Below are 25762 nucleotides of genomic sequence, written 5' to 3'. Positions count from 1 at the left end.
GTGGGTTTACGCCCTGCAGTCCCGCACAAGCTGTCTATTAGTTACCTGTTTAGGTTGCTCATTTATCGCGAGGTCAGGGCTACCAACCACAAGTTCACGAGGGAAAGACGTATGAAGCTTCTTCGCCGCATCGCCACACCAGCCATCGCGCTAGGCATTGCAATGTCCACCATTACCATGCCTACCGCTGCAGGCGCTGCCGAATTAACCCCAGCAGACGTCGCCGGTGATACCGCGCTCTCCACCATCACAGAAGGCGCCAAGTACCCAGAACAAAGCCCTCGCTGGCGCGCATACGTCAACGCAGCGGATGAACGCGTCAAAGAAATGTGGGCATACTCCCCATCCATGGATCGCGATGTTCCACTGGTAGTAATCACCGCAGATGAGTCCGCAGGACCACGCCCAGTGGTCTATCTCCTCAACGGCGGCGACGGCGGCGAAGGCGCAGCTAACTGGGTCATGCAAACCGACGCACTCGAGTTCTACCTCGACAAAAACGTCAATGTAGTCATCCCAATGGAAGGCAAATTCTCCTACTACACCGACTGGGTAGAAGAGAACGAAGCACTCGGCGGCAAGCAAATGTGGGAAACCTTCCTAGTCAAGGAACTCCCAGGACCACTAGAGGAAAAGCTCAACGCAGACGGCCAGCGCGCAATCGCAGGCATGTCCATGTCCGCAACCTCCTCCCTTGTACTCCCACAGCACTACCCAGGATTCTACGACGCAGCAGCCTCCTTCTCCGGATGCGCAGCAACCTCCAGCATCCTCCCATGGGAATACCTCAAACTCACCCTCGACCGCGGCAACGCAACCCCAGAGCAAATGTGGGGACCACGCGGCGGCGAATACAACGTCTACAACGACGCCCTGATCAACTCCGACAAACTCCGCGGCACCGAACTCTACGTCTCCAACGCCTCAGGACTTGCCGGCGAATGGGAATCCGTAGACAGCCCACGCTTCGAAGGACTCAACCAGCAGGTACAGTCCATCGCAATGGCCGAAACTGTAATCACCGGTGGCATCATTGAAGCCGCAACCAACAAGTGCACCCACGATCTGAAGGCAAAACTTGACTCCGCCGGCATTGCAGCCGACTGGAACCTCCGCCCAACTGGAACCCACTCATGGGGCTGGTGGCAGGACGACCTCCGCGGATCATGGGAAACCTTCAACCGTGCGTTTAATGCTTAAGATTTAGGGTTTAACTTAAAACCGGTTGCATTTCACATGTGAAATGCAACCGGTTTTCCTCTCTTTCTGCACCTCCATACTAAGACCACCTTTCTCTTATGGCCTCCGATAGGATTCTGTAAAACAATTCCAGTCGAAGAGAGACCTATGTCTGAAGTCGCTGCCCGTTTAAAACAAAAAATTAGCTCTCCCGCGTTCCAATCAGACGTATTGCAGGTATTCAAAGCAGCACTTGCTGCGACAGTCACCTGGTGGATTTCTGTCAACCTTCTACACTCTCAACTACCCTTTCTAGCCCCCTGGGTAGCTCTGATGACCATGCAATTCACGTTCTACCACACCGTTATCAGTGGGATCCAAACAGCGATCGCTTCTGTCATCGGAGTCGGACTTTCTTTTGTCATAGGCACATACTTAGACGTCAATGTATGGACTTTCGGTCTGGCAATGGTCATTGGTCTAATAGGCGCGCGAATACCAAAGCTACGCGCTGAAGGAATCGGAATTGCCACTACATCCATTTTTCTTCTTGCCGCCGGCTTTGACGATCAGCAGCCACTCTTACTTGACCGTGTTCTAGAGATCTTTCTCGGCGTGGCTATTGCCATCGGCATCAACCTCATCATCTTTCCGCCGCTACGCGACCGGGAGGCCAATATGGTCGTAGATGGATTAGACCAAAGAATGGGAGAGATTCTGCAAAAAATTGCTGATGATCTTTCAGAAAAGTGGAATATAGACAATGCAGACGAATGGCTTCGGGAAATCAATTCTATTAACAACGAACTGGAAAAAGCGTGGAATTCAGTACGGTTCGCCCGAGAAAGCCGTCGTGTAAATCCTCGCAAAATCCGTATCCAACGTGGCCGCCCCCAGCCAACGGAAATAAACTACGAAGCAAACCTCACGCGCATTGATGAAGGAATCGCTCATTTACGCCACCTTGCCCGCACTCTTCGTGATACCCCGAATATAGATTCCGATTGGGATCCAATATTCCAACAGCAATGGGTAGCGCTGGTGCACGATGCCGGAAGTCTTCTGTCAGATCCGAAACAGCAAATAGATCCCATCCGCGAACGGCTCGCGAAGCTCTCCAGTGAGATGAGTGAGGATCAAAAATTAAGCTCTAAAGCCTGGCCTATCTATGGATCTCTCCTCACCAGTTTGTTCCACCTTTCTGCACTTGTTGATGACACCGTAGCTACTCGCAAAATGGAAGAAACAGAACAAGATGACTAAATTCCACGCAATTGTCTAGATAGCTTCCCTGCCATTTGAAGAAGTGTCATTATTCAGCTCTCACAAATCAGAAGCTTCTGGATAAGCATGCTTGACTGCTGATTGGACTCACTAGAGTTGTTGGGGCTAAAACTATGTCCGCAACCCCGAAAATTGCTCTCACCAACGATGTAATAACTATCCTCAAAAGCTACAAACACTCCCGATTCGGCCTCGTCCAAACACAAAGCAGAAGCATTCCTACTGTTCAATGGCAACATCGACATCAACTTCATCATAAGATTTTTAAACCGACACCCCACTGTGACAACATGAGCCAAAGACTATCAATGCACCATAATGACCAGCCTTTTAACCGGTCACACAGCGAACACGAATGCATCCAAGCTGCCCCCGGCACAAGGCGAGAAAATAGCTCTGGTGTTATCCACACCACCTATCATCTACAACTCCGACACACGGAGCTAAGCTTGGCACTAATCACCCACGTGTAACCACATGTGCTCAGCAGACTCCTGGTTTTCTTCGAATCGTACCCAGCATCCAAATGCACCGTAATGCGACCAGGTAGATGATCCCCAAACCTCGATAATGTCTTTAATGTTGGGGCCAGCAAAATTGAATCATGCCGATTCGCCCCAGCAATCACACACCCCAAAGGAATCCCGTTACCATCAACCATCAGGGAGCGTTTCGTGCCCTGTTTTCCCCGGTCAACAGGAGACCTTCCAGCTATCTCACCACCACACGGTGCTTTAACGATGCACCCATCAACACTGATGTTGTCCAGGGCTAATCCGATAATACGGTCGTAGGACTCTAGGCAGATCTGTTCCAACTTGTGGAAGATTCCGGCGGTGATCCATTCATCCCGGCGTGCCCGACGTGTGGTCGCTGAGCAGGTGGAATCAGAGATCTTGAGATAGGAGGCACCGAGGACGAGAACTGCGATGAGTTTGTCGAAGATGATCCGGTCACTGATGCGTGGGCGGTGACAGCGTAGTGGGTGGGTGTCGATCAGTGGTGGGATTAACCTGGAGAATTGGTGCCAGAGGGGGTCGATGATAGATGATGGCAGGGCAGGCACGAGTGCTCCTGGGTGTTGTATGTTTTCTTGGTCGAATTCATATCTATCAGGCCTCGTGTCTGCTTTATTTCATTACCCCTATGTCAACCCTTATCCGCGCAATCTCTTAGTCAAAAATCTCAGCTGAAAAGAGAAAAAATGAGTAATCTTGGTGGCTACATCACTGCAACAAAGTCGATCAAGAAGCTTGGTGGCCCCAAACGGAGTGTCACGATATTTTTAATTTTTGGACTCCTGCTATTTGTAGCTGGAGTTTTCGTTGGCCTGCTTTTTTAGCACCTCTACGAATAAGGGTTTCAACAGCAAACACTATTCCACAAGTATTATCTACTAATTAGCAGCAGCGCACTACTCTCCAGAGATCACTGGAAATTACATGCCAGATACTTCAATCAAGGTCGATTAACAGCCCTTACTATTTAGCATGTTTACACCTAGAGGAACAGGATCGTATCTGTTGTATCCCTTTTAGGGAGTGATCCAGTCCCACGTCTATTCTTTTGCAACAAAAGTTTCTTGCAGGGTCCGCTGGAGTACGATTTCCACTCCCATAATTTTTCGGGTTCATTTGGTTTTCTAGCTGGGCTCGTGAATGAGCTCGTAGCGAGGTTTTCATCTCCTTCTTGGAGATGGGGCCTTATTTTTGTTTTGTTTTTTTTGGGAACGCCTGGTTGCACTTGGGTGGGGGCTGGGGTGTGGAGGTGGGCGTCGAAAAGCAATCTTGTAGGGCCCTCCCTGATAAGACGGGCTTTCAGGTTCCGCACAAATAGCCCGCGATAAGGGGTAGAAAAATGGGGCGATATCTCAGCAATAACAAAAATCTGATTAATCCAATTTCTTATAAATACTTTCCATATAGCTCAAACCCACCTCCGAAACAGGGTGAAACCTATACGGCTTTAAGTTTTTTCACATAAAAATTTAATACCTAGCTTAGAATCTTAAGTATGTGGAAAATTACTCGAAAAATAGCAGCAATCACCCTACCTTTCGCACTTGCCCTAAGCGTGATCCCTAACGCAAATGCCTTTTCCGCACTATCTAGCAACTTCACCAACAGCTCGCCAGCAACTAACACAAACCCCACAAACAACAACGCAAGTTCAGTGGAACTAGAAGTCCTCGACCTAATCAATAAGCACAGAGCAGCTCACGGCGTAGCACCAGCCCAAATACGCACCGACCTAATGGAAAATTCCAAACGCTGGTCACAAACGATGTCCCGAGAAGATAATTTTCGCCACTCTGGTCAAAATGTAGCCGAAAACATCTTCTGGGCAAGCAATTCCGTTGGAGCGGAAAAAACTTTCACCTCTTGGAAAAATTCACCAGGGCACAACAGAAACATGCTCAATGGCAATTACTCAGTTATGGGCATAGGTATCGTTTATGGGGCTAATGGCTCAACTTGGGCCACGCTACAGCTGCTCCCCTAAAACTCTGGTGGCCCTTAGGTCGCTTGCCACCCATATGGCTAGCAAGAGGGTAATTCCCATCAAGACTTGGAGCGCTTGTTTGCTTCTTAATATCTAATTGGGACCATGTCGAGGCCCCATCTCTTTCTTCTGAAGTGAGGCCTTGTTTTTGTTTTGGCAGGCTGGGGCGCGTGGAGGTTGGCATCGAAAAGCGATCTTGTTAAGGCTCCAGTGCGGGAGCACGCTCCCCTGCATCTTCGAGACTTTGTAGGTTTACGCGGGTTGACGTGGGAGATTTTTAAATAGCACCTCCAATACACCCGAAACGGGGAGCGTTGCCAGAAAATAGTATGAAAACTGCCAGGTTATGCCAATATTAGCCTCATGCGTAAAACAATCGTCACCCTCCTAGCGACCACTGCGATCGCCTTTTCAGCGATTTCCCCAGTACAGGCCGAAACCGTTGAATCAGATGTAAACGCCTCACAGTCCTCAGAGCTCAGCAGCGGAAGCTCCGAGCACTCCGATAGCGAAATCATCTTCGGCATCGCTGCAATCGCAGCGGTTGGCGGACTTATCGCAGGCGGCGTGCACTGGGCAGTCCAGCAGCGCATGATCCCTAACCCATTGCCAGGAATCATTCCGAACCCACCTGCCCTAGCTCCTGCGCCGGCACCAGCTCCTCAGCCAGTTGCCCCAGCTCCTGCGACTGCTCCGGCTCCGGTTCAGCGTGTTGCCCCGGCCCCAGCACCTGCGCCTGCTCCAGTTCAGACCAACCGTTCTTACAAGAACTGCACTGAAGTCTGGCGCGTTCTAGGCCGATCAATTCGCCAAGGCGAGCCAGGCTATGGAACCCACCTTGACCGCGATCGCGATGGCGTGGGTTGCGAATCACGCCCTAGGTAGGGTTAGTTTTTGGGGTTTAGGGCTTGGGGCTTATATGGCTTTATTAAACCCTGAAGGCTAATTAATTGAGGCGATGAGTGAAGTGTGCACTCATCGCCTCTTTTTATTTTATGCCGTTATTCATATGGCTTGATTAATCGTCTTGGAGTACTAGATGATCTCGGGAAAATCTGCCCTTTTTAGTTGACGACAACAAAAAATACGCCGGCTCCACCGAAAAGCAACAACGTAAGCGTCATAGTGGTCACACCGATCAGGTTCGGAGATATCGTCTCATTAGCGAGCCCCAGAGACTGACGGTGATACCGGAATTTCTGCGTGACCAAAATAAACATCGCCAATCCCACGAGAAAAGCAACAGGAATTAGGATGGCTGCCCCATAAAAATTGGTCCACCGCAAGATCACTGCAGTACACACCGCCATAGACACCGTCGTGCGGTTCCACGCAAGGATCGTGCGCTCAGGTTGCAAGCCGGGATCACTATGAAGCGGTGCGAGATAGGAAGACATAGCCTTTTACTTAATAACAAAGAGGACAAGGACAGTAGACGCTGCGACTAGAGCCGACAGTGATAACAGGGGCACAATCGCGGGGACAGGAAGGGGCTTTTTATGACGCATAGCCCGTTCCACATTCACCCACCGGCCTGCTGCACCAGCTGCGATCAGCATGCCCACAGCGATAATGAACACCGCAACTCCAGTACGCAGAGTCGGATCAATTGAGTCAATCGGGAATGCCTCAAACGCGATGCCACCGGCAAGAAATGCTAGTGAAGTACGTGTCCAGGCTAAAAAAGTACGTTCATTAGCCAGAGTGAATCGTGGATCTGGTTCCTCACCATCCGGGAATACGAATCGTGAGAACCAGCCACGTCCATCAGATTTTAGTGTTTCAGTCATTGAAATAGCACTCTGACTAGCCGATATACATAGTGTGGTCGGGGTCGTCCGCGAGTTGTCGCAGCTTTTTCTGCCTCTTTCTGAAGAGATCTACAACAGAAGCCGCGACTATTGCAAGAATAACCAGACCAATGGCCAGCACTAGAGGGCGTTCTAGGAAGATTCCGAAATCTCCATCAGATACCAGCATGGTGCGACGGAACTGAACTTCTAGGATTGGTCCAAGGATGAATCCCAGGATGAATGGACCCATCTCAAAGTTTGCCTTACGCAGTGCGTATCCAACGAAACCGAAAACAATAGAGGTCGCTACATCGAAGAGGCTGTTACGGACACTGAATACACCACATAGAGCTACAAGGAGAATGACTGGTGCCATCAGGCTGCCACGGATACGCAGCATCTGCACGAACACACCCACCAACGGCAAGTTCAGAGCCAACAGCAACACATTGCCGATGTACATGGATGCAATAACACCCCAGAATACTTCTGGGTGTTCATTAATCAGATTTGGACCAGGCGTGATGTTTTGCAGCATGAGTGCACCGAAAATCAATGCCAATACTGGGTTCGGAGGAACACCGAGAGTTAGCAGTGGGATGAATGCAGAGTTCGATGAAGCATTATCTGCAGTCTCAGTTGCAGCCAATCCCTCGATGGCGCCCTTACCAAACTTCTCAGGTCGCTTGGAAATACGCTTTTCCGCTCCATAAGCGACAACAGAGGATACTGGACCACCGCCGCCAGGAATGATACCGATGAAAAAACCGATGATAGAAGCACGCAGAATGGCAAACCGGGAGAGCACCCAATCTGCTCGACTTGGCATCTTCGGCTTGACGTTCATATCCTTCATACCCTTGTGGAAGCCATGCTCAGCGTTGTAAATCAGTTCACCAATACCGAAAAGACCAACGGCAACAGCAACGATATCGATGCCCATTAGCAATTCCAGATTGCCGAAAGTAAGTCGAGAAGTACCACTGACCGGATCGATACCAATCGTTGCGATCAGGATGCCCAAGCAACCAATAATCAAAGCTTTCCACTTAGAACCAGACCCCATCAAAACAATCATCAGCAAGCCTACGAAAGCCAATGCAAACATATCTGCTGAGTTGATGTTGGTAGCCAGTGTGGCCAACCATGGAGAAAGGAAAGTTAGTCCTACGATGGCGATGGTGCCACCGATAAATGAACCAATAGCAGTCAACGATAAAGCTTCACTGGCCTTACCTTGTTTAGCCAGCGGATAACCATCAAAGGTAGTGATCACCGCTGAAGCATCACCGGGAAGCCGAAGAAGAATCGCAGGAATTCGGCCACCATACATCGAGCCATAATAAATACCAGCAAGCATCATGATTGATGTGGTTGCTTCAAGCTCATAAGTTAGCGGGAGCAGCAGTGCAATGGCTGTGACAGGTCCTAAGCCTGGAATCAAACCAATTACAGTGCCGATGAGGACTCCAAGACCAACAAACAGCAGGTTATAGGGACTGAAGGCAACTTCAAATCCCGACATCAATCCACTGAGAGTATCCATGGGAAGGTTCCTTTCTTAACGTACGGGATTAAAAGAACGTGGGTAGTGGAACGAAAGACACCTGGAAAAGAACTCCGAAGAGGACATACAACACCGCAGGTGTTCCAAGAGCGATGATCCAGGTATTGCGCCAGGTTTCCAGCGCGCTATAACGAGTAATGATCACTAGAGACACAGCTCCGGCAATCAAGAATCCAAACCATGGATAAAGAAGAACAAAAGCACCAAGTCCAGCAGCCATGATCACAGAGCGGCTCACGTCAGCGATATTAAAAACTTCAAATTTTTCTTTGACAAGGATCGCACCCGGAATCGATACCAAGATCATGAGGGAAACAACGAAGATCCATAGCCCAGGTGCTGGCTTCCTAAAGGATCCAATACCTAGATTCCAGGAATAAACAGCAAGGAAGAGAGCAACAATCGTCAACACCCCGATGACAATTCGATAGAGGATGGGGCTGCCTGATTCCAGGTGCAATGGTTCATGCGGGGAGTCTAAAATTTCAGACTCCTTGTCAACGGTGTCAACCTTGGTTGCACTCAGCTGAACTTGTTCATCTGTAATTCTGTCTGGTTGCGAAATATTACTCATTTTGGACCAATTCCCAGTTCTGTATAGGCCTTCTTCAAACGTTCCATTTCAGAAGGTGCGTAATTCTCCATCCATTCGCTACCTTCCATCTCTGGCACAAAGGTATTAGTAGCTGCAAGAAAGTCCTGATAGGTTGCAGTTCCCACTGCTCGATCAGATAGTTCCTCAAGCTTTTTTACAATCTCATCTGGAGTACCAACAGGAACCGCAAGCGCCTGTGTCACCATGTAATCTGCTTCAGGAAAACCAGCTTCACTTACTGTAGGTACCCCTGGAAAGACTTCCATTGGTTGTGAACCGGTAACCGCAAGAGCCTTCAGCTCACCAGATCGCACTCGTTGATAGGCAGTGTTGGCATCAGTAATGGCCACATCAGTTTCACCACTGATCACCGACTGCAGAACTGCGCCAGATCCATCAAAAGGGACACTTCGAATCTGGCTTCCCAATTGCTGCATGATGGTGCCGATAACGACCTGGCTGGCATGCCCCTCGCCAAGGATGGCGCTGGTTAGTGAATCCACCTTCCCAAGGTCTTCCAAAGAATCATAAGGAGAATCAGCAGCCACGGTTATAGCAAAAGGTTGCTCAGCCAGCGCAGATACCGTTCGGAAGTCCTCCGGTGAATAGTAGACCTCCTGCATTAGGGGCGCCGTAGTAAATGCAGAAATTGGAGCAAGTAACAGGCTGTAGCCATCAGCAGGAGCCAACATCGCTTCTGTTGCAGAGATAATTCCACCTGCACCCGGTCGATTCACTACCAACACAGTGGCTCCAGAAACTTCTTCCAAAGCTGAGGCATAGGAGCGTGCAATTGTGTCATTAGCACTACCTGCGCCATAACCAACGATGAGCTCCATCTTCTTAGACGGGTACTCAAAATCTCCAGTGCTGCAGCCTGCGAGAAAAACGCCCATGAGTGAAATCATCGCAATCAGTGTTTTACGCATGTTCATCTCCGATCTTTTCTGAAAGGGAGATTCGCTGATTATCAACAGGAATATGAAGCTTTCCGCCAAAAGTATTGGAGGCAGCATGCCAAACAGAGGCCGGAGCTGTACCTGGCACGAGATGGTGCAATGCCAACTGTTTCGCACCCGATTCCTCAGCGATAATGGCTGCATCTTCTGGTGATGAATGCGATTTTTGATGATGCTCAATCACAGCACGACCAGTTTCTGTGTGCTCATCATTGAAACGGTGAACCCACTCAAAATCAATGGCTTCATGGAGGAGAAGATCCGTATTTTCCGAAAGAGTACGCAAGTTCTCAGAAAAACGCGTATCGCCTGAGATCGTGACGCTTCCAGCTTCAGTATCAAAGCGGAAAGCAAACGCTGGAGCAATTGGCGGGTGGATAACCAAAGTGGCAGTCACTTTCACCGAGTCATCCTCATGGATAACAAAAGGTGCCATCTCTGGATAAGGATTGTCATTCGGATGAAAACCGATCTCCGAAGGCAAGGCAATATCCTTCGGACGCCAAATATCTAGAGGAGAGGGCCGCAGCGAATCCATGACCCGATCATTGATGTCAGTTGCATGTGCACGCAAAGCCAGGTCAACAAAATCTACAGTGCCCGGTGTTGGGTTATCCGGATATACCGGATTCACAGGTCCTGTTGCTTGCTTGTTCACAGGTGGAAGGAAGCCGCGATCTCCAGGTCCATAAATTGGAACCTGAATTCCCAGCTTCGCAAATTCTGGGAAGGCTAAAACCAAGACATTCGTGAGGTCTACAACGTGATCAGAGTGGAGGTGGGTAATGAAAATTCCGGCAAGCTTTTTTAAATCCAGCCCAGCTTTCCAGATCTGCCGGTATACCCCCTGACCGCAGTCCACGAGGTACCAACGATCCCCCACCACAATGGCTGTCGCAATGCCGCAGCGCGGTTCTGCACCATCTTCCGGCGTCCAGACCCGAGGCCCACCCGCAGTACCAAGGGTGATGACGTATGGTTTCTCCATTATTTTCCTCCAACTCATAGCATAAAATCTGCCTCACAAAAGAATGTCTTTGAGATGAAAGTCACGATACAGAGTGATTTGTAAAAGAAAAACTTGTTTAATCATTGATTTAAACTAAATTAAATTTATGTTTAATATTTCACTCCGCCAATTGGAATATCTAGTTACGGTGGCCGAAACCGGAACGATCAACGCAGCTGCAGACATCTGCATGGTCTCCCCTGTCGCAGTTGGCCATGCACTAGGAGAACTAGACCGAGCTCTGGGCACGCCGCTCACCAACCGAGTACGTGCAAAAGGAGTCAGCCTCACTCCAGCTGGAGAAACAGTGGCAGAACAAGCACGAAAAATTCTCCAAGATGTCGCACAGCTACCTCTCCTCATCGATGCCCAATCCACCACTATTGGCCGAACTGTTCGCATCGGCGCCTTCGCTTCCCTATCGGCATCCACCATTCCGCCTCTGATCACGCATTTCAGAAAGAGCCATCCAGAGACTGAAATACATTTCATCGAAGGAGACTACGACGTCCTTACCGCTGCTCTTTCTGCTGGTGAAATTGACATGTTTTTGGCACAGCGCAATCAGCTACGACCAGGTGTCCAAGCCCTCCCTATCAGACGCCTCAAGCCCTACATACTCATGTCCACTGATCATCTTCTAGCTGCTGAAACCGACATCAGCTTCCATCAACTACACAATGAAGATTTCATCCGACTCGGTCTCAGCCCAGCACGTCAGCACATGACCGCAATCCTCGAAGAGCACGGCCTAAAAGACCGAATTCGATGGACCTCCGACAGTATTGAAACAGTCAAGGAACTGGTAGGAAGTGGCCTAGGCATTTCACTTCTCTACAGCTATAACCAACACTTTCACACCATCTCTGGCAAGAAACTCAGTTCAGTTCCCATCAGAGATATCGGCCGAGAAAACTTCACAGTAGTGTGTATCCCTGACAATATTGATCCAAGCCCAGCGACTCTTGCCGTAGTGGATTTTTTCCGCTCTGAAGCTGAGCAAATCCTCCCCGTCGGAGGCCTAATTCATGAACAAGTCTCAGACCACAATGTAATTAGGTTGGCTCCCTAAGTAGCATGTCACTGTCGAAATAAGGATCCACATTTTGCCAAAGAGCGTGCTTGCTATGGGAGCAACCATATTTGAGATCATCCCCGCAGGTGCGAGAAAACTAGGCGCGGATTTTCCGGCCATCCCCGCGGGTGCGGGGAAAACGGGCTGGCATAAACGCAATATTCGCCCCAATCTGGGACCATCCCCGCGGGTGCGGGGAAAACACTGCCACCAAGACTGCTGAATTTGAGTCAGTCGGGACCATCCCCGCGGGTGCGGGGAAAACAAGCAGCTCCTGGAGCGCCCGCAAGTCCCGCGTCGGACCATCCCCGCGGGTGCGGGAAAACCCGTATGCCGTTCTGATGGGCATTGATCCCGTGGGACCATCCCCGCGGGTGCGGGGAAAACTCATTCACCCTGAACCCGTAGGAGCCATAATGTGGACCATCCCCGCGGGTGCGGGGAAAACGCTCGCAAGATTTTCGACGCGTCACGCAGTGAGGGACCATCCCCGCGGGTGCGGGGAAAACAAACATTGCAAAAAGCGTGTCAACCCAAACACGGACCATCCCCGCGGGTGCGGGGAAAACAGGGTGTGCGGAATATTCTTGCAGGTCAGGGTGGGACCATCCCCGCGGGTGCGGGGAAAACATGATTTTCGTCTAGCGGTTGAGTACGATTTGCGGATCATCCCCGCGGGTGCGGGGAAAACGCTGATTCATCGCCCACTCCGCAGGATGCGTATCGGACCATCCCCGCGGGTGCGGGGAAAACTGCGACTACTGCGCGGTGGGAGCTACCGGCCGCGGACCATCCCCGCGGGTGCGGGGAAAACCAGGGGTGGTTGGCGTCGAAACCTGAAGGTGTGGGACCATCCCCGCCCATGCGGGGAAAACCCTCTGAATCCCAGGTTTTAGCGTCGATGCTGGGGACCATCCCCGCCAATGCGGGGAAAACCGTGTGTAGCTCAGTTGGTAGAGCTCCGTCCTTGGACCATCCCCGCCCATGCGGGGAAAACACAGGGCCACTCACAACCCCTACCAAACCAGCCGGACCATCCCCGCCCATGCGGGGAAAACAAGATCAGGAATGGCGATTTTGCAGGTGGTGAGGGACCATCCCCGCCCATGCGGGGAAAACACTAATTTACCAGCTCATAACAATTCACTGACTAAGGTTTTTAATCACTTTATGTTCCGCATTTAGCTTCCCTGCTCTTGCATGGATCTCAACCATTTTACAAAATTCAAACTCACTAAGAACCATCCCTGTATATACAAGGAAACTCGCAAATTAGTTGATTTATGTATTTTATCGGATTTTATTTTCAAACTTGTTTTCTTAATTAATTAGTTTGAATTCAACGCCTCGTTAGATCCAAATAGTAGCAGTCGAATAAATATGAAAGAGATATGAAAAATTCATAGACTTTCTAAACCGCCCATCTGTCACTGCAGTAAGCTACCCTCTACCTGTGCAGAAACTTTTATATAAATCCCTGGCCATAGCGGTTACAAGTGTTCTGCTATTCCCGGCTAGCGCCACTCAAGCTCAATCAAGTTTTGTCTCCAGTTCAAGTTCGAGCGAAACTGAAGCTCCGCCGGCTAAAGATGCCAAAGCAACTCACCTTGAAAATCTGCTCAACGAACTCATGACCCAAGGTGGTATGACCGCCACTGCAGAAGTGGAAGGTATCGCCAAGGACCATCTTGACCGTGCCATGAATGATGAACTTCCGCTGTTTGAAGGAATGTCTTATAACGAAGATTATGATTCCACAAGCATTTCGGTTTCAGTATTTCCTACAGAGAACATTGACTTTGAGATCGCTCAGGCCCAATCAATGCTCCAAGGTGTAGAAAACAGCGCTTCGTCAGAACCTGCACAATTTTCAGCTCTTGTGGATACCGATGGTGAAAATTACTACACCGCCATGGTGTTTATCTTTTAGTAATTAGCCCGCCACATCTCACAACCACTTCCAGCCACCAGGGCTAATAAACACAGGTGCAAACACACGTGCACATACCTCACTCCAGACACATCACTAGTCTTAACTACATGACTGATTATTCTTTTCTTGAAAATATCGACACCCCGGAAGCGCTCGCGTGGGCGGAGAAGTGGTCGGGGGAAAGCGTCGAAAAGCTAAAAAGCTCAAGCAAAGACAAGCTGAAAGCGCGGCTGCTGGCTGCGTTGGACACCGATGATCGCATTGCTTATGTGAGCAGGCGCGGGGAGAAGTTGTATAATTTTTGGCGTGATGCCGAGCATCCGCGTGGTGTGTGGCGCACGACCACTTTTGAGTCTTATCAATCGGAGCAGCCGAAGTGGGATGTGCTCATTGATGTGGATGCATTGGCGGAATTAGAGGATGAAAACTGGGTGTGGAAGGGCGCGGTTGTGCGCTCGCCACAACGAGATTTAGCGCTGATTAAATTATCGCGCGGTGGTGCCGATGCCACGGTGATTAGGGAATTTGATCTGGTCGCGCGGGAATTCGTAGGAGCTGGCGCGTTTGCATTGCCTGAGGCGAAATCGAATGTCACCTGGATTGATGTGGATACCTTGTTGGTCGGCACGGATACCGGTGAAGGTTCCCTGACGGATTCCGGCTACCCGGCGCGCGCGTTGAAGTGGAAGCGTGGCACGCCGATTGAGCAGGCGGAGGTGTTTTTTGAGGGCTCGCTTCAAGATGTGGCGACGCATGCGTGGCGGGATTCGACGCCTGGGTTTGAGCGTATTTTTGCTTCTCGTTCGGTGGATTTTTATAACTCAGAGACGTACTTGGATACAGCTGATGGTTTGGTGTTGTTGGAGGTGCCGACTGATTGCGATGTGATTGTGCAGCGTCAGTGGTTGTTTGTGAATCCGCGTACTGATTTTGCGGGTATTCCGGCTGGTGGTTTGGGTGTGCTGCTGTTGGATGATTTCTTGGCTGGTGCGCGTGATTTTGCTGCAGTATTTACTCCGACTGCGGCTACTTCTTTGCAGGGGCTTGCCACCACGAAGAATTTTTTGGTGCTTACCTTATTAAATAATGTGTCTACGGAAATCCTCACGGTACCGCTGACTGATCCGGTTGCTGCGCCGACGCATATGGAACTCCCCGACCATGTCACCGCGCATGTGGTTGCTACCTCTGCACTGGATGGCGATGAAATTTGGGTGCAGGCGGCAAGTTTCACGGAAGCACCAACGTTGCTGCGGGCTGAGCTTCCGGGGGCGTTGTCTTCGGTAAAGCGTGCGCCCTTGCAATTTGACAATGCGGGGCAGGAAACTCGTCAGCATTGGGCCACTTCTGCGGATGGTACGAAGATTCCGTATTTCATCACCGGAACCTTCTCTACAGCAGAGCCCCGGAAAACTTTGGTCCACGCCTACGGTGGTTTCGAGGTTTCACTTACTCCAAGCCACTCCCCTACGCGTGGCATCGCGTGGTTGGAAAAGGGTTACTTCTTTGTCGAAGCTAATTTGCGTGGCGGCGGTGAATTCGGTCCGGAATGGCATTCACAGGCAACTAAGTTGAACCGCATGAAGGTGTGGGAGGATCACCACGCAGTGCTGGCAGATCTTGTGGAGCGCGGTTACGCAACCCCGCAACAGATCGCGATTCGCGGTGGATCCAACGGTGGTTTGCTCACCAGTGGTGCGTTGACTCAGTACCCAGAAGCTTTTGGAGCAGCAGTAGTCCAGGTGCCGTTGGCGGATATGTTGCGTTATCACACCTGGTCAGCAGGCGCTTCGTGGATGGCGGAATACGGCAACCCTGATGTTGCCGAGGAACGGGCGGTGATTGAGCAGTACTCGCCGGTGCAGAAGGTGGTGGGCGTCGATAAGCAGGTTTATCCGCCTGCATTGGTAACCACCTCAACCCGCGATGATCGCGTCCACCCCGCGCACGCGCGCCTTTTTGCGCAAGCTTTGCTTGATGCCGGGCAGGCCGTGGATTATTACGAAAACACCGAAGGCGGGCATGCCGGTGCCGCCGACAACAAGCAATCCGCATTCATGGAATCGCTGATTTACACCTGGATCGAGAAGACTTTAGAACAGCAAGGTAGCATTTGGTATCTATGATTATGCGAAGGATGCGCTCCACCCCAGTCCCTGGTACACGCGATTCTTACACGGGAATCGATTTCAACTTAGGCTTCCACATCAGAAGCTACAACCTTGATCTCACCTACCGCGTAGCACCCAACCTGCTCATGGGCACCGCAACGCTGCAGATGGACAACTACCAGCCACTCGACTTCCTCACCCTCGACCTGGCAGGTAGCCTGCGCGTGGAAAAAGTCACCGCCATCGGCACCGCCGGCACCCGCATCCAAGTCGCGCGCTTCCGCCACACCGACCGCAAACTGCGCGTCACCTTCCGCAACCAAGTCCCCGTCGACCAGGAATTCTCGCTGGTCATCCGCTACCGCGGCAACCCGCGCCCAGTGCGCAGCGAATGGGGCATGATCGGCTGGGAAGAACTCAACAACGGCGCCCTCGTCGCCTCCCAACCCAGCGGCGCGCCGAGCTGGTTCCCCTGCGACGACACGCCCGACGAGAAGGCGCTTTTCGACGTCCACTTCCACACCGACAATGGATACGTTGCAGTAATCACCGGAGACTTAAAATCCAAACAGGTCAGCGGAAGCATGACCACCTGGCACTACCAATCCCGCGAACGCATGGCCACCTATCTCGCAGCCGTGCACGTGGGAGATTACGACACGGTGCCATTGGGAGTGTCTGCATCTGGGGTTTCCGTAGATGCGTATGTGCCAGCTGGACAGTTCGAGCTGCGTGGACGGATCCTGCAGGACTTCTCCAAACAAGTCGATATGCTCGACGCCTATGAAAAATACTTCGGCCCCTACCCTTTTAGCACCTACCGCGTAGTCATCACCGAAGACGAACTCGAAATCCCACTCGAAGCTCATGGCCTCTCCAGCTTCGGCGCCAACCACGCCACTGGTCAAGGAACCTGGGAACGATTGATCGCCCACGAACTCTCCCACCAATGGTTCGGAAACTCCCTGGGTCTTGCCCAATGGAACGACATCTGGCTCAACGAAGGCTTCGCCTGCTACGCCGAATGGCTCTGGTTCGAATCTGTTGGTGTTAAATCGGCTGCAGATAGCGCGTGGGAATTCTACCAAGGCCTCGCTGCGCTGCCCCAGGATATTCTGCTGTCCAACCCGGGCCCGAAGGATATGTTTGATGACCGCGTGTACAAACGCGGCGCCCTGACCGTTCACGCGTTGCGGGTACTGCTTGGTGATGCCGCGTTCTTTAAGGCTGTTCAGGCATACGTTTCCGAAGGCCGCCATGCCCTCGTCGAACCACGCGACCTCAAACGCCACCTCTACGAAGTATCTAAAGACCACGCTGCTTTGGATGCTGTGTGGAATTCTTGGCTAAAAGAACTCGTGTTGCCGGAGTTCCCTGGTTCTGGTGATTCTAAGGTTTCTGAGGTTTCGGTAGAGACCCCTGAGGTCACTGAGCCTGCCCAGCTGGGTGGGGGCGTCGAAAAGCCAAGGTGGCCTTGGCGCCCGGAGTTCCTCCGTTAATGAAATACCTGACCCTCGCCACGATCATCGCTGGACTCTCCGGCTTCGTGGTCATCATCATCGCAGCCTGGGCGCTCGGTGAATCTGGCATATTAACGGAAGAGTTCACTGCCTATTGGGGGCTCTTCTTCGCTGGCACCGGTGTGTTAACGGGCCTGACGCAGGAGACCACTCGTGCGGTGACTGCTGGGGCTGCAGGAGCTGCTAGGTCTTCGGGTTCTGCTGCTGCGGGTGTTGCTGGAGATTCTGGCTCTCGTGGTTTTCGGCCGTTTAAGCCGTTTCTGTTTAGCTTTGGCGTTGCCGCAGTTATGCTCGTAGTGCTTGGCGTTTCGGCGCCTTTTTGGATCGGGCAGCTGCTCAGTAGTCTGCAAGGATTTGGCGTTGCACTCCTCGCGGTTGGACTTGCCAGCTACGCGATCCAAGCAACAATTTCTGGAATTTTATCCGGCTGTCAGTTGTGGAAAGAATACGCTGCGCTGATTTCACTTGATACCGGCATCCGCATGGTATTGGCGGTTATTGCGTGGCTGCTGGGTTATCAATTGTTGGCATTCTTAGTGATCACCGTGGTGGGTTCGGTATCGTGGCTGGTCATCGTGATGTGCTTTGGTTCCGTGCGTTCCGTTTTGGGTTCAGTTGCCGATGTTCCACGTGGAACTTTTATCCGCCAAGCGTTGCTTGCAATGGCTGCATCTGGTGCCACGGCGGTATTGATTACCGGCTTCCCCACCTTGCTGAAATTTGCGAACCCTTCAGCTGTCGCTGGCGGAGTGTCCATGGCAGCTGTGTCCTACGCTGTTATTTTGACCCGCGCTCCCCTGCTGGTGCCTCTCCAGCAATTCCAATCCGCGATCATCGTGCGCTTTGTTAAAGGCACTTCCGGTCCCCTGAAAACTCTGGCTGGGCCTTTAGCGCTTGTCTGGGCCATCGGCATTGTGGGTGCCGGTTTAGCTTGGTTAGTTGGCCCATGGATCTTGGATGTTGTCCTCCAAAAAGAACTCTTCGCAGTTCCTGGCTGGCTATTGGCATTACTTACTTTGGGAGCAACCACTACTGCTTCACTCATGATCTCTGGTTGCGCTGCGATTGCTTTTGAACGCCACGGAATCTACCTCGGCGGCTGGGTTGTTGCCACTGTCGTTGCCGTGGGATTCCTTCTCGGACCATTCGATCTAGGTGTCGCTGCAGGTCTCGCGCTCATTGTTGGACCGCTGTGTGGCTTGATTGTGCACATGGGTGCGTTTATTGGTGGGGCACGTAGGGAACGGGCTTTGGTTGGGGTTTAATTTGGGTTGGTTCAGGAATCCTGACTCTTTAGAGGATTAAAATTTCCTGTGAATACCGTAGTGATTCAGTTTTTACTTTGTTATATAAGTTGCTACTATTCCTCACATCGTCGCATTAAGTTTCCACACACCCACTGCAATTTCACAGCAAGAAGAACGCGGAAGCCTGAATGCCCTCCCCATTCAAAGAAAGCAATAACAAATGCTTCGAAACAGGCTATTCTTCATGCTCTTCGCGCTAGTCGCATTGATTGGTCTAATAACTGGCCTAATTGTGCTGATGGTTAACTCACAAAGCGATGAAGAGGCGTCGTCTTCAACCCGAACAACTGTCAATAACACCATGGTCATCAAAGCTCTTCAGCGCGAAGAAGAAATTGTACTTTTAAGCGCCGGAGCTATTGGAATCCATGAAGAAAGCATTGAACGCACGATTCGTGGTAAAAGAATTCCTGGCACGCAAAAAACTGTGCACATCCAATACGGCTACACCGGAAAACTTGGAATTGATGCCTCAGATGTTGAAATCAAATCCTCAGGTGACAACCGATTTTCCATCACTATCCCCGAGTTTATCTTCATCGGATATGACGATCTAAAGTTCAAAACTTTAGCCGAAGATGCTGGTTGGATCAGTTTCAGTACTGAAGATATTGATACCGCGGCGGTAGTTACCGAGATCATGAGCCCTGAAAACTTCATTGCACAAATAGATACCAACCGAGAAATACTGGAAGATCAAGCAGCTAATTTCTACAACGATCTACTAAACGAATTCACCGAAAAACTTGATGAAGAACTATACGATGACACCAAAATTGAGCTCGATTTCGAGTTTGAGTAGAAAATACTAAAGCGAAAACCGATAGTTCCTTGACCTGCACAAATGTCAAGTTTTTCATCCAGCCTGAAACTATCCCACAAAGCTAATAAAACCCTTGCTTTGATTGGCATCGCAACACTGCCCCAGTAACTTTCATTTCAGTTGCACGCGTAGAAAATGAATCTGAGGATTTGGAAGAAATTCTTGGTTCAGAACGCGTCGAACGAGTTGCTGGTTTTATCAATAGCTACTGTCTTCAGCAGGCGTGCGAAGCAACGTTGCAGGATGACAGCTTCACCTCTGCTTTCTTGATTCTCACGGCTCAGGCAGAAGGTCTGTGGCACCAGCCAGACAGTCACAAAAAATTGGGGTGCAACCCTTTTACAGGTGCACCCCAACTAAGAATGAAGAACTACTAGCCCTTCTTCACTGTGATCTGCCAGGAGGCATCTCCGGTTTCCTTGAAATCGGTAACTTCATGGCCGTCGGTGGCACACCACTGTGGGATGGCATCAGTGGCTTGGGTGCAGTCGAAGTCGATGACAAGATGCTCGCCGGAATCCAAGGTCTTGATTACATCCTTGGCTTCAATGAGTGGGAATGGGCAGACTGCGCCAAGGGAATCTAAGGCGTAGTAGCCATCGCCGAGATCGCGCAGCTTCTCGCTGACTGCTGGTTTGAGGCTTACTAGTCCGGTAGCTACCTTTACGCCACCAAGAGATACTGGCGCCTGGGATGTTGTCACAGGCAGGACGCGGTCTTCAGCGGAAGTCACGGACTCGTTAGCAATGCTCTGTTCGGTGCTGTAGGTACCTTCTTGTGCATTGGTTTTCTTGGCCACGGCCGCAGGCTTGAGGAAGATCTTGGCTGCTACGCCAACGCCGATTGCGATGAACAGCAGGGCGATCCATCCCTGGAAGCTGAACAGGCTGGTCTGGACCATGCCGTTGCCCACGGTGCAGCCACCTGCAAGGGAAGCGCCTACACCCATCATGGTGCCGCCAGCTACTGCGCGGACTGAAGTGGTGGCATCAGCAACGCGGATACGGAATTCTCCGGTGGCCTTCGCCGCGATGAAGGAGCCTGCGAGGATACCCAGGACCAGCATGACACCCCAGTTGAGGTAGCTTTCATCACCGGTGGTGATGTACTGCAAGGTGTGTGCGGTTGGGGTGGTGATACCCAGGCCGGAGTTGCGTCCAGCAGCTGCAGATAGTGGCCAAGCGATAACACCGATCAGACCAATGAGAGCACCGGCGGTATAGACATGCAAAGGACGCTTCCACGCTGGCTGGTTACCAAGTCGGGCGATCTTTGGACGCTTAGATTCCTTGATCATGAAGTGACGGGTGAGGTAAGCAGTTAGAGCTGCGAAAGGAACTACGAACCACCAGACGGACACTCCGAAAAGTGCTGGCAGTGTAGTTAGTTCTGTCTCCCAAGAGCTCATCGCTGCAGTGAAACCGCTGAGGATGCCGGTCTTCATCGCTGCTGTAGACAGTGCATAGGTGGCCAGAGCGATCCAGGAGCCAACCAGTCCTTCACCTGAGCGGTACCACGTTCCAGAAGCACAGCCACCGGAAAGAATGATGCCGAAACCGAAGATGAAGGCACCGACGATCACTGCTAGCGGAGCGAAGTTGTCATAAGTCGGGGTGATGACACCGGCTGAAGTCAGTGCGGCAATACCCACGGCATGCACAGCGATGACAATTAACAAACCGACGAAAGTGCGCCAAGAACGCTGCAGGAAGATATCACGCAGCATGCCGGTGACACAGAACCTTCCTCGCTGCATCACAATACCGAGCACAGCACCGACGGCGAGTCCGGTGATAATCATGGGAAACCAGCTTTTTAAGGGTAGAGACTTTTAAGCTTCCTCAAACATAGACCACACAGTACGCTCATGTCTAGAAATTTCAGACCAAGCAGTCTATTTTGTGGTTTGGGTTCAAACGCCACCGATGAAGACACACGTGCATCCTTGCACGTTGCAACTCAGCCAGATATTCCAAACGAACTAAGCTAGTCCGCATGACTTCTTTGCTTGTGACCGGAGGTGCCGGATTTATCGGTGCCAACTTCGTCCGCCAAACTGTTGAGCAGCATCCGGAATACACCCAGATCACGGTGCTGGACAAACTCACCTACGCAGGTAACGCCGATAATCTTAAAGGTTTACCCGAAAGCAAAGTGACCCTTATCGAGGGCGATATCTGCGATGCCGAGCTAGTGGATTCCCTAGTTAAAGACCATGACATCACCGTCCACTTCGCTGCGGAATCACACAACGATAACTCGCTCAATGATCCCACCCCCTTCGTACACACCAACCTCATCGGCACATATACCCTGCTAGAAGCGGTGCGCAAGCATAATAAACGCTTCCACCACATCTCCACCGATGAAGTATTCGGCGATCTTGAACTCGATGATCCAAACCGTTTCACCGAAACCACCGCCTACAAACCATCCTCGCCATACTCTGCAACCAAGGCTGGCTCTGATCACCTCGTGCACGCCTGGATCCGTTCTTTCGGCATCCAAGCAACCATGTCTAATTGCTCCAATAATTATGGCCCGTACCAGCACATTGAAAAGTTCATCCCCCGCCAGATCACCAATATCTTGGCAGGCCTGACACCAAAGCTGTATGGAACCGGCGAGCAGGTACGCGACTGGATCCACGTCGATGACCACAACGATGCCGTGCACCTGATCCTCAAAGAAGGAAAAATTGGCGACACCTACATCATCGGCGCCGACAATGATCATGTGAATAACAAGGAAGTCATCGAGCTTATTTGTGAACTCATGGGCATCGGCGCAGAGTCTTATGAGCACGTCGCCGATCGCCCCGGCCACGATATGCGCTACGCCATGGACTCCACCAAACTACGCACCGAACTTGGTTGGGAACCGAAATATACCGACACTGATTCCGGCATGCGCAAGGGTTTGGAGCAAACCATTGCCTGGTACCGCGACAATGAAGCGTGGTGGCGCGGCACCAAGAACAACGTCGAAGCAACTTACGCACAGCAAGGCCAATAATGTTTAACAAAGAACTCACCATGCGCACCACCGACATCGATGGCCTGCTGATTTTCGATTTCCCCGTCCACGGCGACAACCGCGGCTGGTTCAAAGAAAACTGGCAACGCACCAAAATGGTCAACCTCGGCCTGCCTGATTTCGGCCCAGTCCAAAACAACATGAGCTTCAACGCCACCGCCGGCACCACCCGCGGCATGCACGCCGAGCCGTGGGATAAGTTCATCTCCGTCGCGGTTGGTTCTGTTTTCGGCGCGTGGGTGGATCTGCGCGAAGGCTCGAGCACGTACGGCAACGTCGTCACGCAAAAAATTACCCCTGACGTGGGAGTTTACGTCCCACGTGGTGTGGCAAACGGCTTCCAGGCCCTCGAGGATGGCACGCTCTACACCTACCTCGTCAACGATCATTGGTCCCCGGACGCGCACTACGCCAACGTCAATCTCGATATGATTGATTGGCCGCTCCCGATCACCGAGATCTCCGACAAAGACAAAAAACATCCCGCACTTATCGACGCCTCCCCCCTGCCCGACCGCAAGGTCTTAGTCCTCGGCGCCGGCGGACAACTGGGAACCGCGCTGCGCGCGCAGTTCCCAGAGGCAGAATTTGTCACCCGTGACGAGTTAGACATCACCGCCGATCTTACTGATGCGCGTGCGTGGAAACAGTACTCCACCATCATCAACGCAGCTGCTTATACTGCCGTTGACCAGGCTGAACATGATCGTGGCGCAGCCTGGGCCATCAACGCCACCGCCGTTGCCAACCTGGCGGTCATCGCACGCGAGAACAACATCACCCTCGTGCATGTGTCCTCTGATTATGTGTTCGATGGCACCGCATCTTCCTACGCTGAAACCGCACCATTTTCCCCGCTCGGTGTTTATGGACAATCCAAAGCAGCCGGTGATATCGCCGCCGCCACCGCACCACGCCACTATATTGTGCGCACCAGCTGGGTTATCGGCGATGGCAACAACTTCGTCCGCACCATGAAATCACTCGATGAACGTGGCATCGCCCCCTCGGTTGTCGATGATCAAATCGGCCGACTCTCCTTCACACAAGATATCGCCGCGGGCATCGCACACCTTCTTAATGTGGGTGCAGCATACGGAACTTACAACCTCACCAACACCGGCGAACCCGCAAGCTGGGCAGATATTGCGCGTGCAGTCTTTACGGATCCTGCCAAGGTCACTGGTGTGAGCACCGCCGAATACTTTGCCGGCAAAGACGCAGCACCACGCCCACTGAACTCCGTTTTGGAGCTCGGCAAAATTGAAGCCACCGGCTTCACTGCGCCGGCATGGAATACCCGCCTCAACGACTACCTCAAGGAGCTTTAAATGAAAGGCATCATCCTCGCAGGCGGCTCTGGCACCAGGCTCTACCCAATCACCAAGGGCATTTCTAAACAGCTCATGCCGATCTATGACAAGCCCATGGTCTACTACCCACTGACCACGCTCATCCAGGCTGGCATCAAAGACATCCTGATCATCACCACTCCAGAAGACAGCGCATCCTTTGAACGACTGCTTGGCGACGGCTCCTCCTGGGGAATTCATCTCAGCTACGCCGTCCAGCCCTCCCCCGACGGACTAGCCCAGGCGTTTATCATCGGCGAAGACTTCATCGGTGATGATGATGTGGCACTGGTGCTTGGCGATAACATCTTCGACGGCGCACAACTTGGCCGCGCACTAAAGCAGTGCTCCAACCCCGACGGTGGCATTGTCTTTGCTTATGAGGTCTCCGATCCTGAGCGTTATGGCGTGGTGGAATTTGATGCTGCTAATAAGGCGGTGTCTATTGAAGAAAAGCCCACCGCGCCAAAATCCAACTTTGCCGTGGTAGGACTATATTTCTACGACAATCGCGTGGTGGACATCGCCAAGTCAATCAAGCCTTCCTCGCGTGGCGAACTGGAAATCACCTCCGTTAACGATGCCTACCTCCAGCAAGGTGCTTTAACTGTGCAGCGCCTAGACCGAGGCGACGTCTGGCTGGACACCGGCACGATCGATTCCATGTCCGAGGCGTCTTCCTATGTTGAGGTCCTGCAAAAACGTACCGGCAACATCATCGGATCCCCCGAAGTCGCTGCGTACCGCGAGGGTTTCATCACAGCTGAAGAACTCACAGTGCTTGGTGAGGAACTGAAGAAATCCGGCTACGGAAACTATCTCCTGAGGGCTGTGTAGAAATTAACTATTCCGCGTAATCGGCAACCATAATTGCGCCGATGCGGTGGAAAAATCCTCCGAATATTCCGTGTGCAGCAGCTGCGGCCCCGGCGCCCATGAATATGGGTTCGCGGGGAACCATTCCGTAGCTGCATCCGCCCACATTTGCTGGATGCTTTCCGGAAATGCTCCCTCGGATTCAAACATCACCCAGGTTCCAGCTGGAACCTCCATGGATTCGAATTCTTTCGAAGGGTTACTCGTGGCCACTGCATGCCAATAATCCAGCGTTGATCCTTCTGCCTGCTGGTTTTCTATCTCATCGCTAATTGAAAGCGCACCTTTGGGCTCAATGTCATTAAGAGATAGCAACCGAGCTTTGAGATCCTTGCCTAAAGACTTCTCAAAATCAACAATGCCCTGGTTATCTCCCTTAAATACCAACTGCACTTGGGTATGAAATCCTGTGAGATAGAAGGCTTCTTTTTCTATAATGCGGTATCGCAAATCTGTCACTCCTTTAACATGAATATGAAATCTCAGCCGTGGCTGAGAACTGAGCATGATGGAATCTGAACGGGCCTGGGAAGGATTGACCGCATGGAAACGTCGAAAAGCGCGCGCGAAGGCCTCGGAAGAGGCATAACCGTACTTAATCGCGACGTCGAGCACCGCCTGCCCGGCTTTTAAATCCGCCGCCGCCAGCGTCAGGCGCCGATTGCGGATGTACTCCGCAAGCGACATCCCGGCCAGGGTGCCAAACATTTTTCGCAGATGATACTCGGTGGTCAGCGCACGACGCGCCAGCTTATCGACGTCCACTTCCAGATCATCCTCAATCTCTTGAATAATCCGATTCAGTTCCAACATATGCACAACCCTAATTTCGTTGATGTTT

20 protein-coding genes, 2 pseudogenes and 1 CRISPR repeat array are annotated in these 25762 nt (G+C 51.6%); of the genes and pseudogenes, 13 read left to right on the top strand and 9 right to left on the bottom strand.

The window, feature by feature from the left end:
* Window positions 1-111: 111 nt before the first annotated feature.
* The gene (locus tag ccrud_RS01820; protein ID WP_066564038.1) at window positions 112-1200 is read left to right on the top strand and encodes an alpha/beta hydrolase; all 1089 of its coding nucleotides are present in this window, start codon (window positions 112-114) and stop codon (window positions 1198-1200) included.
* 147 nt (window positions 1201-1347) lie between these two features.
* Complete coding sequence (locus ccrud_RS01815) at window positions 1348-2442, top strand: FUSC family protein (RefSeq protein WP_066564036.1); 1095 nt, start codon at window positions 1348-1350, stop codon at window positions 2440-2442.
* Between the two features lie 469 nt (window positions 2443-2911).
* Here ccrud_RS01815 and ccrud_RS01810 read toward each other — a convergent pair.
* Window positions 2912-3529, bottom strand: a pseudogene (locus ccrud_RS01810) (IS5 family transposase); the annotation flags it as partial.
* Between the two features lie 947 nt (window positions 3530-4476).
* On the opposite strand from ccrud_RS01810, the gene ccrud_RS01805 reads away from it, so the two are divergent.
* Window positions 4477-4965, top strand: a complete 489-nt coding sequence (locus ccrud_RS01805) for a CAP domain-containing protein (RefSeq protein ID WP_066564033.1) — start codon at window positions 4477-4479, stop codon at window positions 4963-4965.
* A 363-nt stretch (window positions 4966-5328) separates the two neighbouring features.
* A complete protein-coding gene (locus tag ccrud_RS01800; protein ID WP_066564031.1) occupies window positions 5329-5850 on the top strand; it encodes an excalibur calcium-binding domain-containing protein in 522 nt (173 codons plus the stop codon).
* A 179-nt stretch (window positions 5851-6029) separates the two neighbouring features.
* Here ccrud_RS01800 and ccrud_RS01795 read toward each other — a convergent pair whose 3' ends face one another.
* Genes ccrud_RS01795 through ccrud_RS01770 form a run of 6 tightly spaced genes read right to left on the bottom strand, consistent with a single transcriptional unit; the run spans window position 6030 to window position 10867 of the window.
* Complete coding sequence (locus ccrud_RS01795) at window positions 6030-6362, bottom strand: DUF202 domain-containing protein (RefSeq protein WP_066564029.1); 333 nt, start codon at window positions 6360-6362, stop codon at window positions 6030-6032.
* A gap of 6 nt (window positions 6363-6368) precedes the next feature.
* A complete protein-coding gene (locus ccrud_RS01790) occupies window positions 6369-6755 on the bottom strand; it encodes a YidH family protein (RefSeq protein ID WP_066564027.1) in 387 nt (128 codons plus the stop codon).
* 16 nt (window positions 6756-6771) lie between these two features.
* On the bottom strand, window positions 6772-8304 hold the full coding sequence (locus ccrud_RS01785) for a tripartite tricarboxylate transporter permease (protein ID WP_066564024.1): 1533 nt from the start codon (window positions 8302-8304) through the stop codon (window positions 6772-6774).
* 28 nt (window positions 8305-8332) lie between these two features.
* Window positions 8333-8899 carry a tripartite tricarboxylate transporter TctB family protein gene (locus ccrud_RS01780; RefSeq protein ID WP_066564021.1) on the bottom strand — a complete coding sequence of 189 codons (567 nt, stop codon included), beginning with the start codon at window positions 8897-8899 and terminating at the stop codon, window positions 8333-8335.
* Complete coding sequence (locus ccrud_RS01775) at window positions 8896-9849, bottom strand: tripartite tricarboxylate transporter substrate binding protein (protein ID WP_157776001.1); 954 nt, start codon at window positions 9847-9849, stop codon at window positions 8896-8898. The genes ccrud_RS01780 and ccrud_RS01775 overlap by 4 nt, the downstream gene beginning before the upstream one ends.
* Window positions 9842-10867 carry an MBL fold metallo-hydrolase gene (locus ccrud_RS01770; protein WP_245670347.1) on the bottom strand — a complete coding sequence of 342 codons (1026 nt, stop codon included), beginning with the start codon at window positions 10865-10867 and terminating at the stop codon, window positions 9842-9844. The genes ccrud_RS01775 and ccrud_RS01770 overlap by 8 nt, the downstream gene beginning before the upstream one ends.
* Before the next feature lie 127 nt (window positions 10868-10994).
* On the opposite strand from ccrud_RS01770, the gene ccrud_RS01765 reads away from it, so the two are divergent.
* The 6 genes and pseudogenes from ccrud_RS01765 to ccrud_RS01740 all read left to right on the top strand — a co-directional run bounded on the left by ccrud_RS01765 (window position 10995) and on the right by ccrud_RS01740 (window position 19636).
* On the top strand, window positions 10995-11960 hold the full coding sequence (locus ccrud_RS01765) for a LysR family transcriptional regulator (protein WP_074025361.1): 966 nt from the start codon (window positions 10995-10997) through the stop codon (window positions 11958-11960).
* A 120-nt stretch (window positions 11961-12080) separates the two neighbouring features.
* Window positions 12081-13082: direct repeats of the CRISPR family, unit length 24 nt; unit sequence CATCCCCGCGGGTGCGGGGAAAAC.
* Window positions 13083-13416: 334 nt separating this feature from the next.
* Window positions 13417-13893, top strand: coding sequence for a hypothetical protein (locus ccrud_RS15405; protein ID WP_157776000.1), 477 nt, complete (start codon window positions 13417-13419; stop codon window positions 13891-13893).
* A 110-nt stretch (window positions 13894-14003) separates the two neighbouring features.
* Window positions 14004-16022 (top strand): prolyl oligopeptidase family serine peptidase, encoded by a 2019-nt coding sequence (locus ccrud_RS01755; RefSeq protein ID WP_066564007.1) that lies wholly within the window; start codon window positions 14004-14006, stop codon window positions 16020-16022.
* Window positions 16019-17392, top strand: a pseudogene (locus ccrud_RS01750) (M1 family metallopeptidase); the annotation flags it as partial. The gene ccrud_RS01755 and the pseudogene ccrud_RS01750, both read left to right, overlap by 4 nt.
* Before the next feature lie 113 nt (window positions 17393-17505).
* Complete coding sequence (locus tag ccrud_RS01745) at window positions 17506-18792, top strand: hypothetical protein (protein WP_066564002.1); 1287 nt, start codon at window positions 17506-17508, stop codon at window positions 18790-18792.
* A 226-nt stretch (window positions 18793-19018) separates the two neighbouring features.
* On the top strand, window positions 19019-19636 hold the full coding sequence (locus tag ccrud_RS01740; RefSeq protein ID WP_245670336.1) for a hypothetical protein: 618 nt from the start codon (window positions 19019-19021) through the stop codon (window positions 19634-19636).
* A gap of 394 nt (window positions 19637-20030) precedes the next feature.
* Here the strand turns inward: ccrud_RS01740 and ccrud_RS01730 are convergent, their stop codons facing one another.
* Entirely contained in the window at window positions 20031-21458 is a 1428-nt protein-coding gene (locus ccrud_RS01730; RefSeq protein ID WP_066563994.1) for a YeeE/YedE thiosulfate transporter family protein, read from the bottom strand.
* A 194-nt stretch (window positions 21459-21652) separates the two neighbouring features.
* On the opposite strand from ccrud_RS01730, the gene rfbB reads away from it, so the two are divergent.
* The 3 genes from rfbB to rfbA are packed head-to-tail and all read left to right on the top strand — an operon-like array spanning window position 21653 to window position 24882.
* Window positions 21653-22672, top strand: coding sequence for a dTDP-glucose 4,6-dehydratase (rfbB, locus tag ccrud_RS01725; protein WP_066563991.1), 1020 nt, complete (start codon window positions 21653-21655; stop codon window positions 22670-22672).
* Window positions 22672-24024, top strand: a complete 1353-nt coding sequence (locus ccrud_RS01720; RefSeq protein WP_066563988.1) for a sugar nucleotide-binding protein — start codon at window positions 22672-22674, stop codon at window positions 24022-24024. The genes rfbB and ccrud_RS01720 overlap by 1 nt, the downstream gene beginning before the upstream one ends.
* Window positions 24025-24882: a glucose-1-phosphate thymidylyltransferase RfbA gene (gene rfbA, locus ccrud_RS01715; RefSeq protein WP_066563984.1), complete on the top strand. Its 858-nt coding sequence runs from the start codon at window positions 24025-24027 to the stop codon at window positions 24880-24882.
* A gap of 3 nt (window positions 24883-24885) precedes the next feature.
* Here the strand turns inward: rfbA and ccrud_RS01710 are convergent, their stop codons facing one another.
* Entirely contained in the window at window positions 24886-25734 is an 849-nt protein-coding gene (locus ccrud_RS01710; RefSeq protein ID WP_066563981.1) for an AraC family transcriptional regulator, read from the bottom strand.
* Window positions 25735-25762: the final 28 nt, after the last annotated feature.

The sequence above is a fragment of the Corynebacterium crudilactis genome (genome assembly GCF_001643015.1).
In the GTDB taxonomy this organism is placed as follows: Bacteria; Actinomycetota; Actinomycetes; order Mycobacteriales; family Mycobacteriaceae; genus Corynebacterium; species Corynebacterium crudilactis.
The sequence above is the reverse complement of the archived record's forward strand: the minus strand, read 5'-3'. Positions and strand labels throughout refer to the sequence as shown.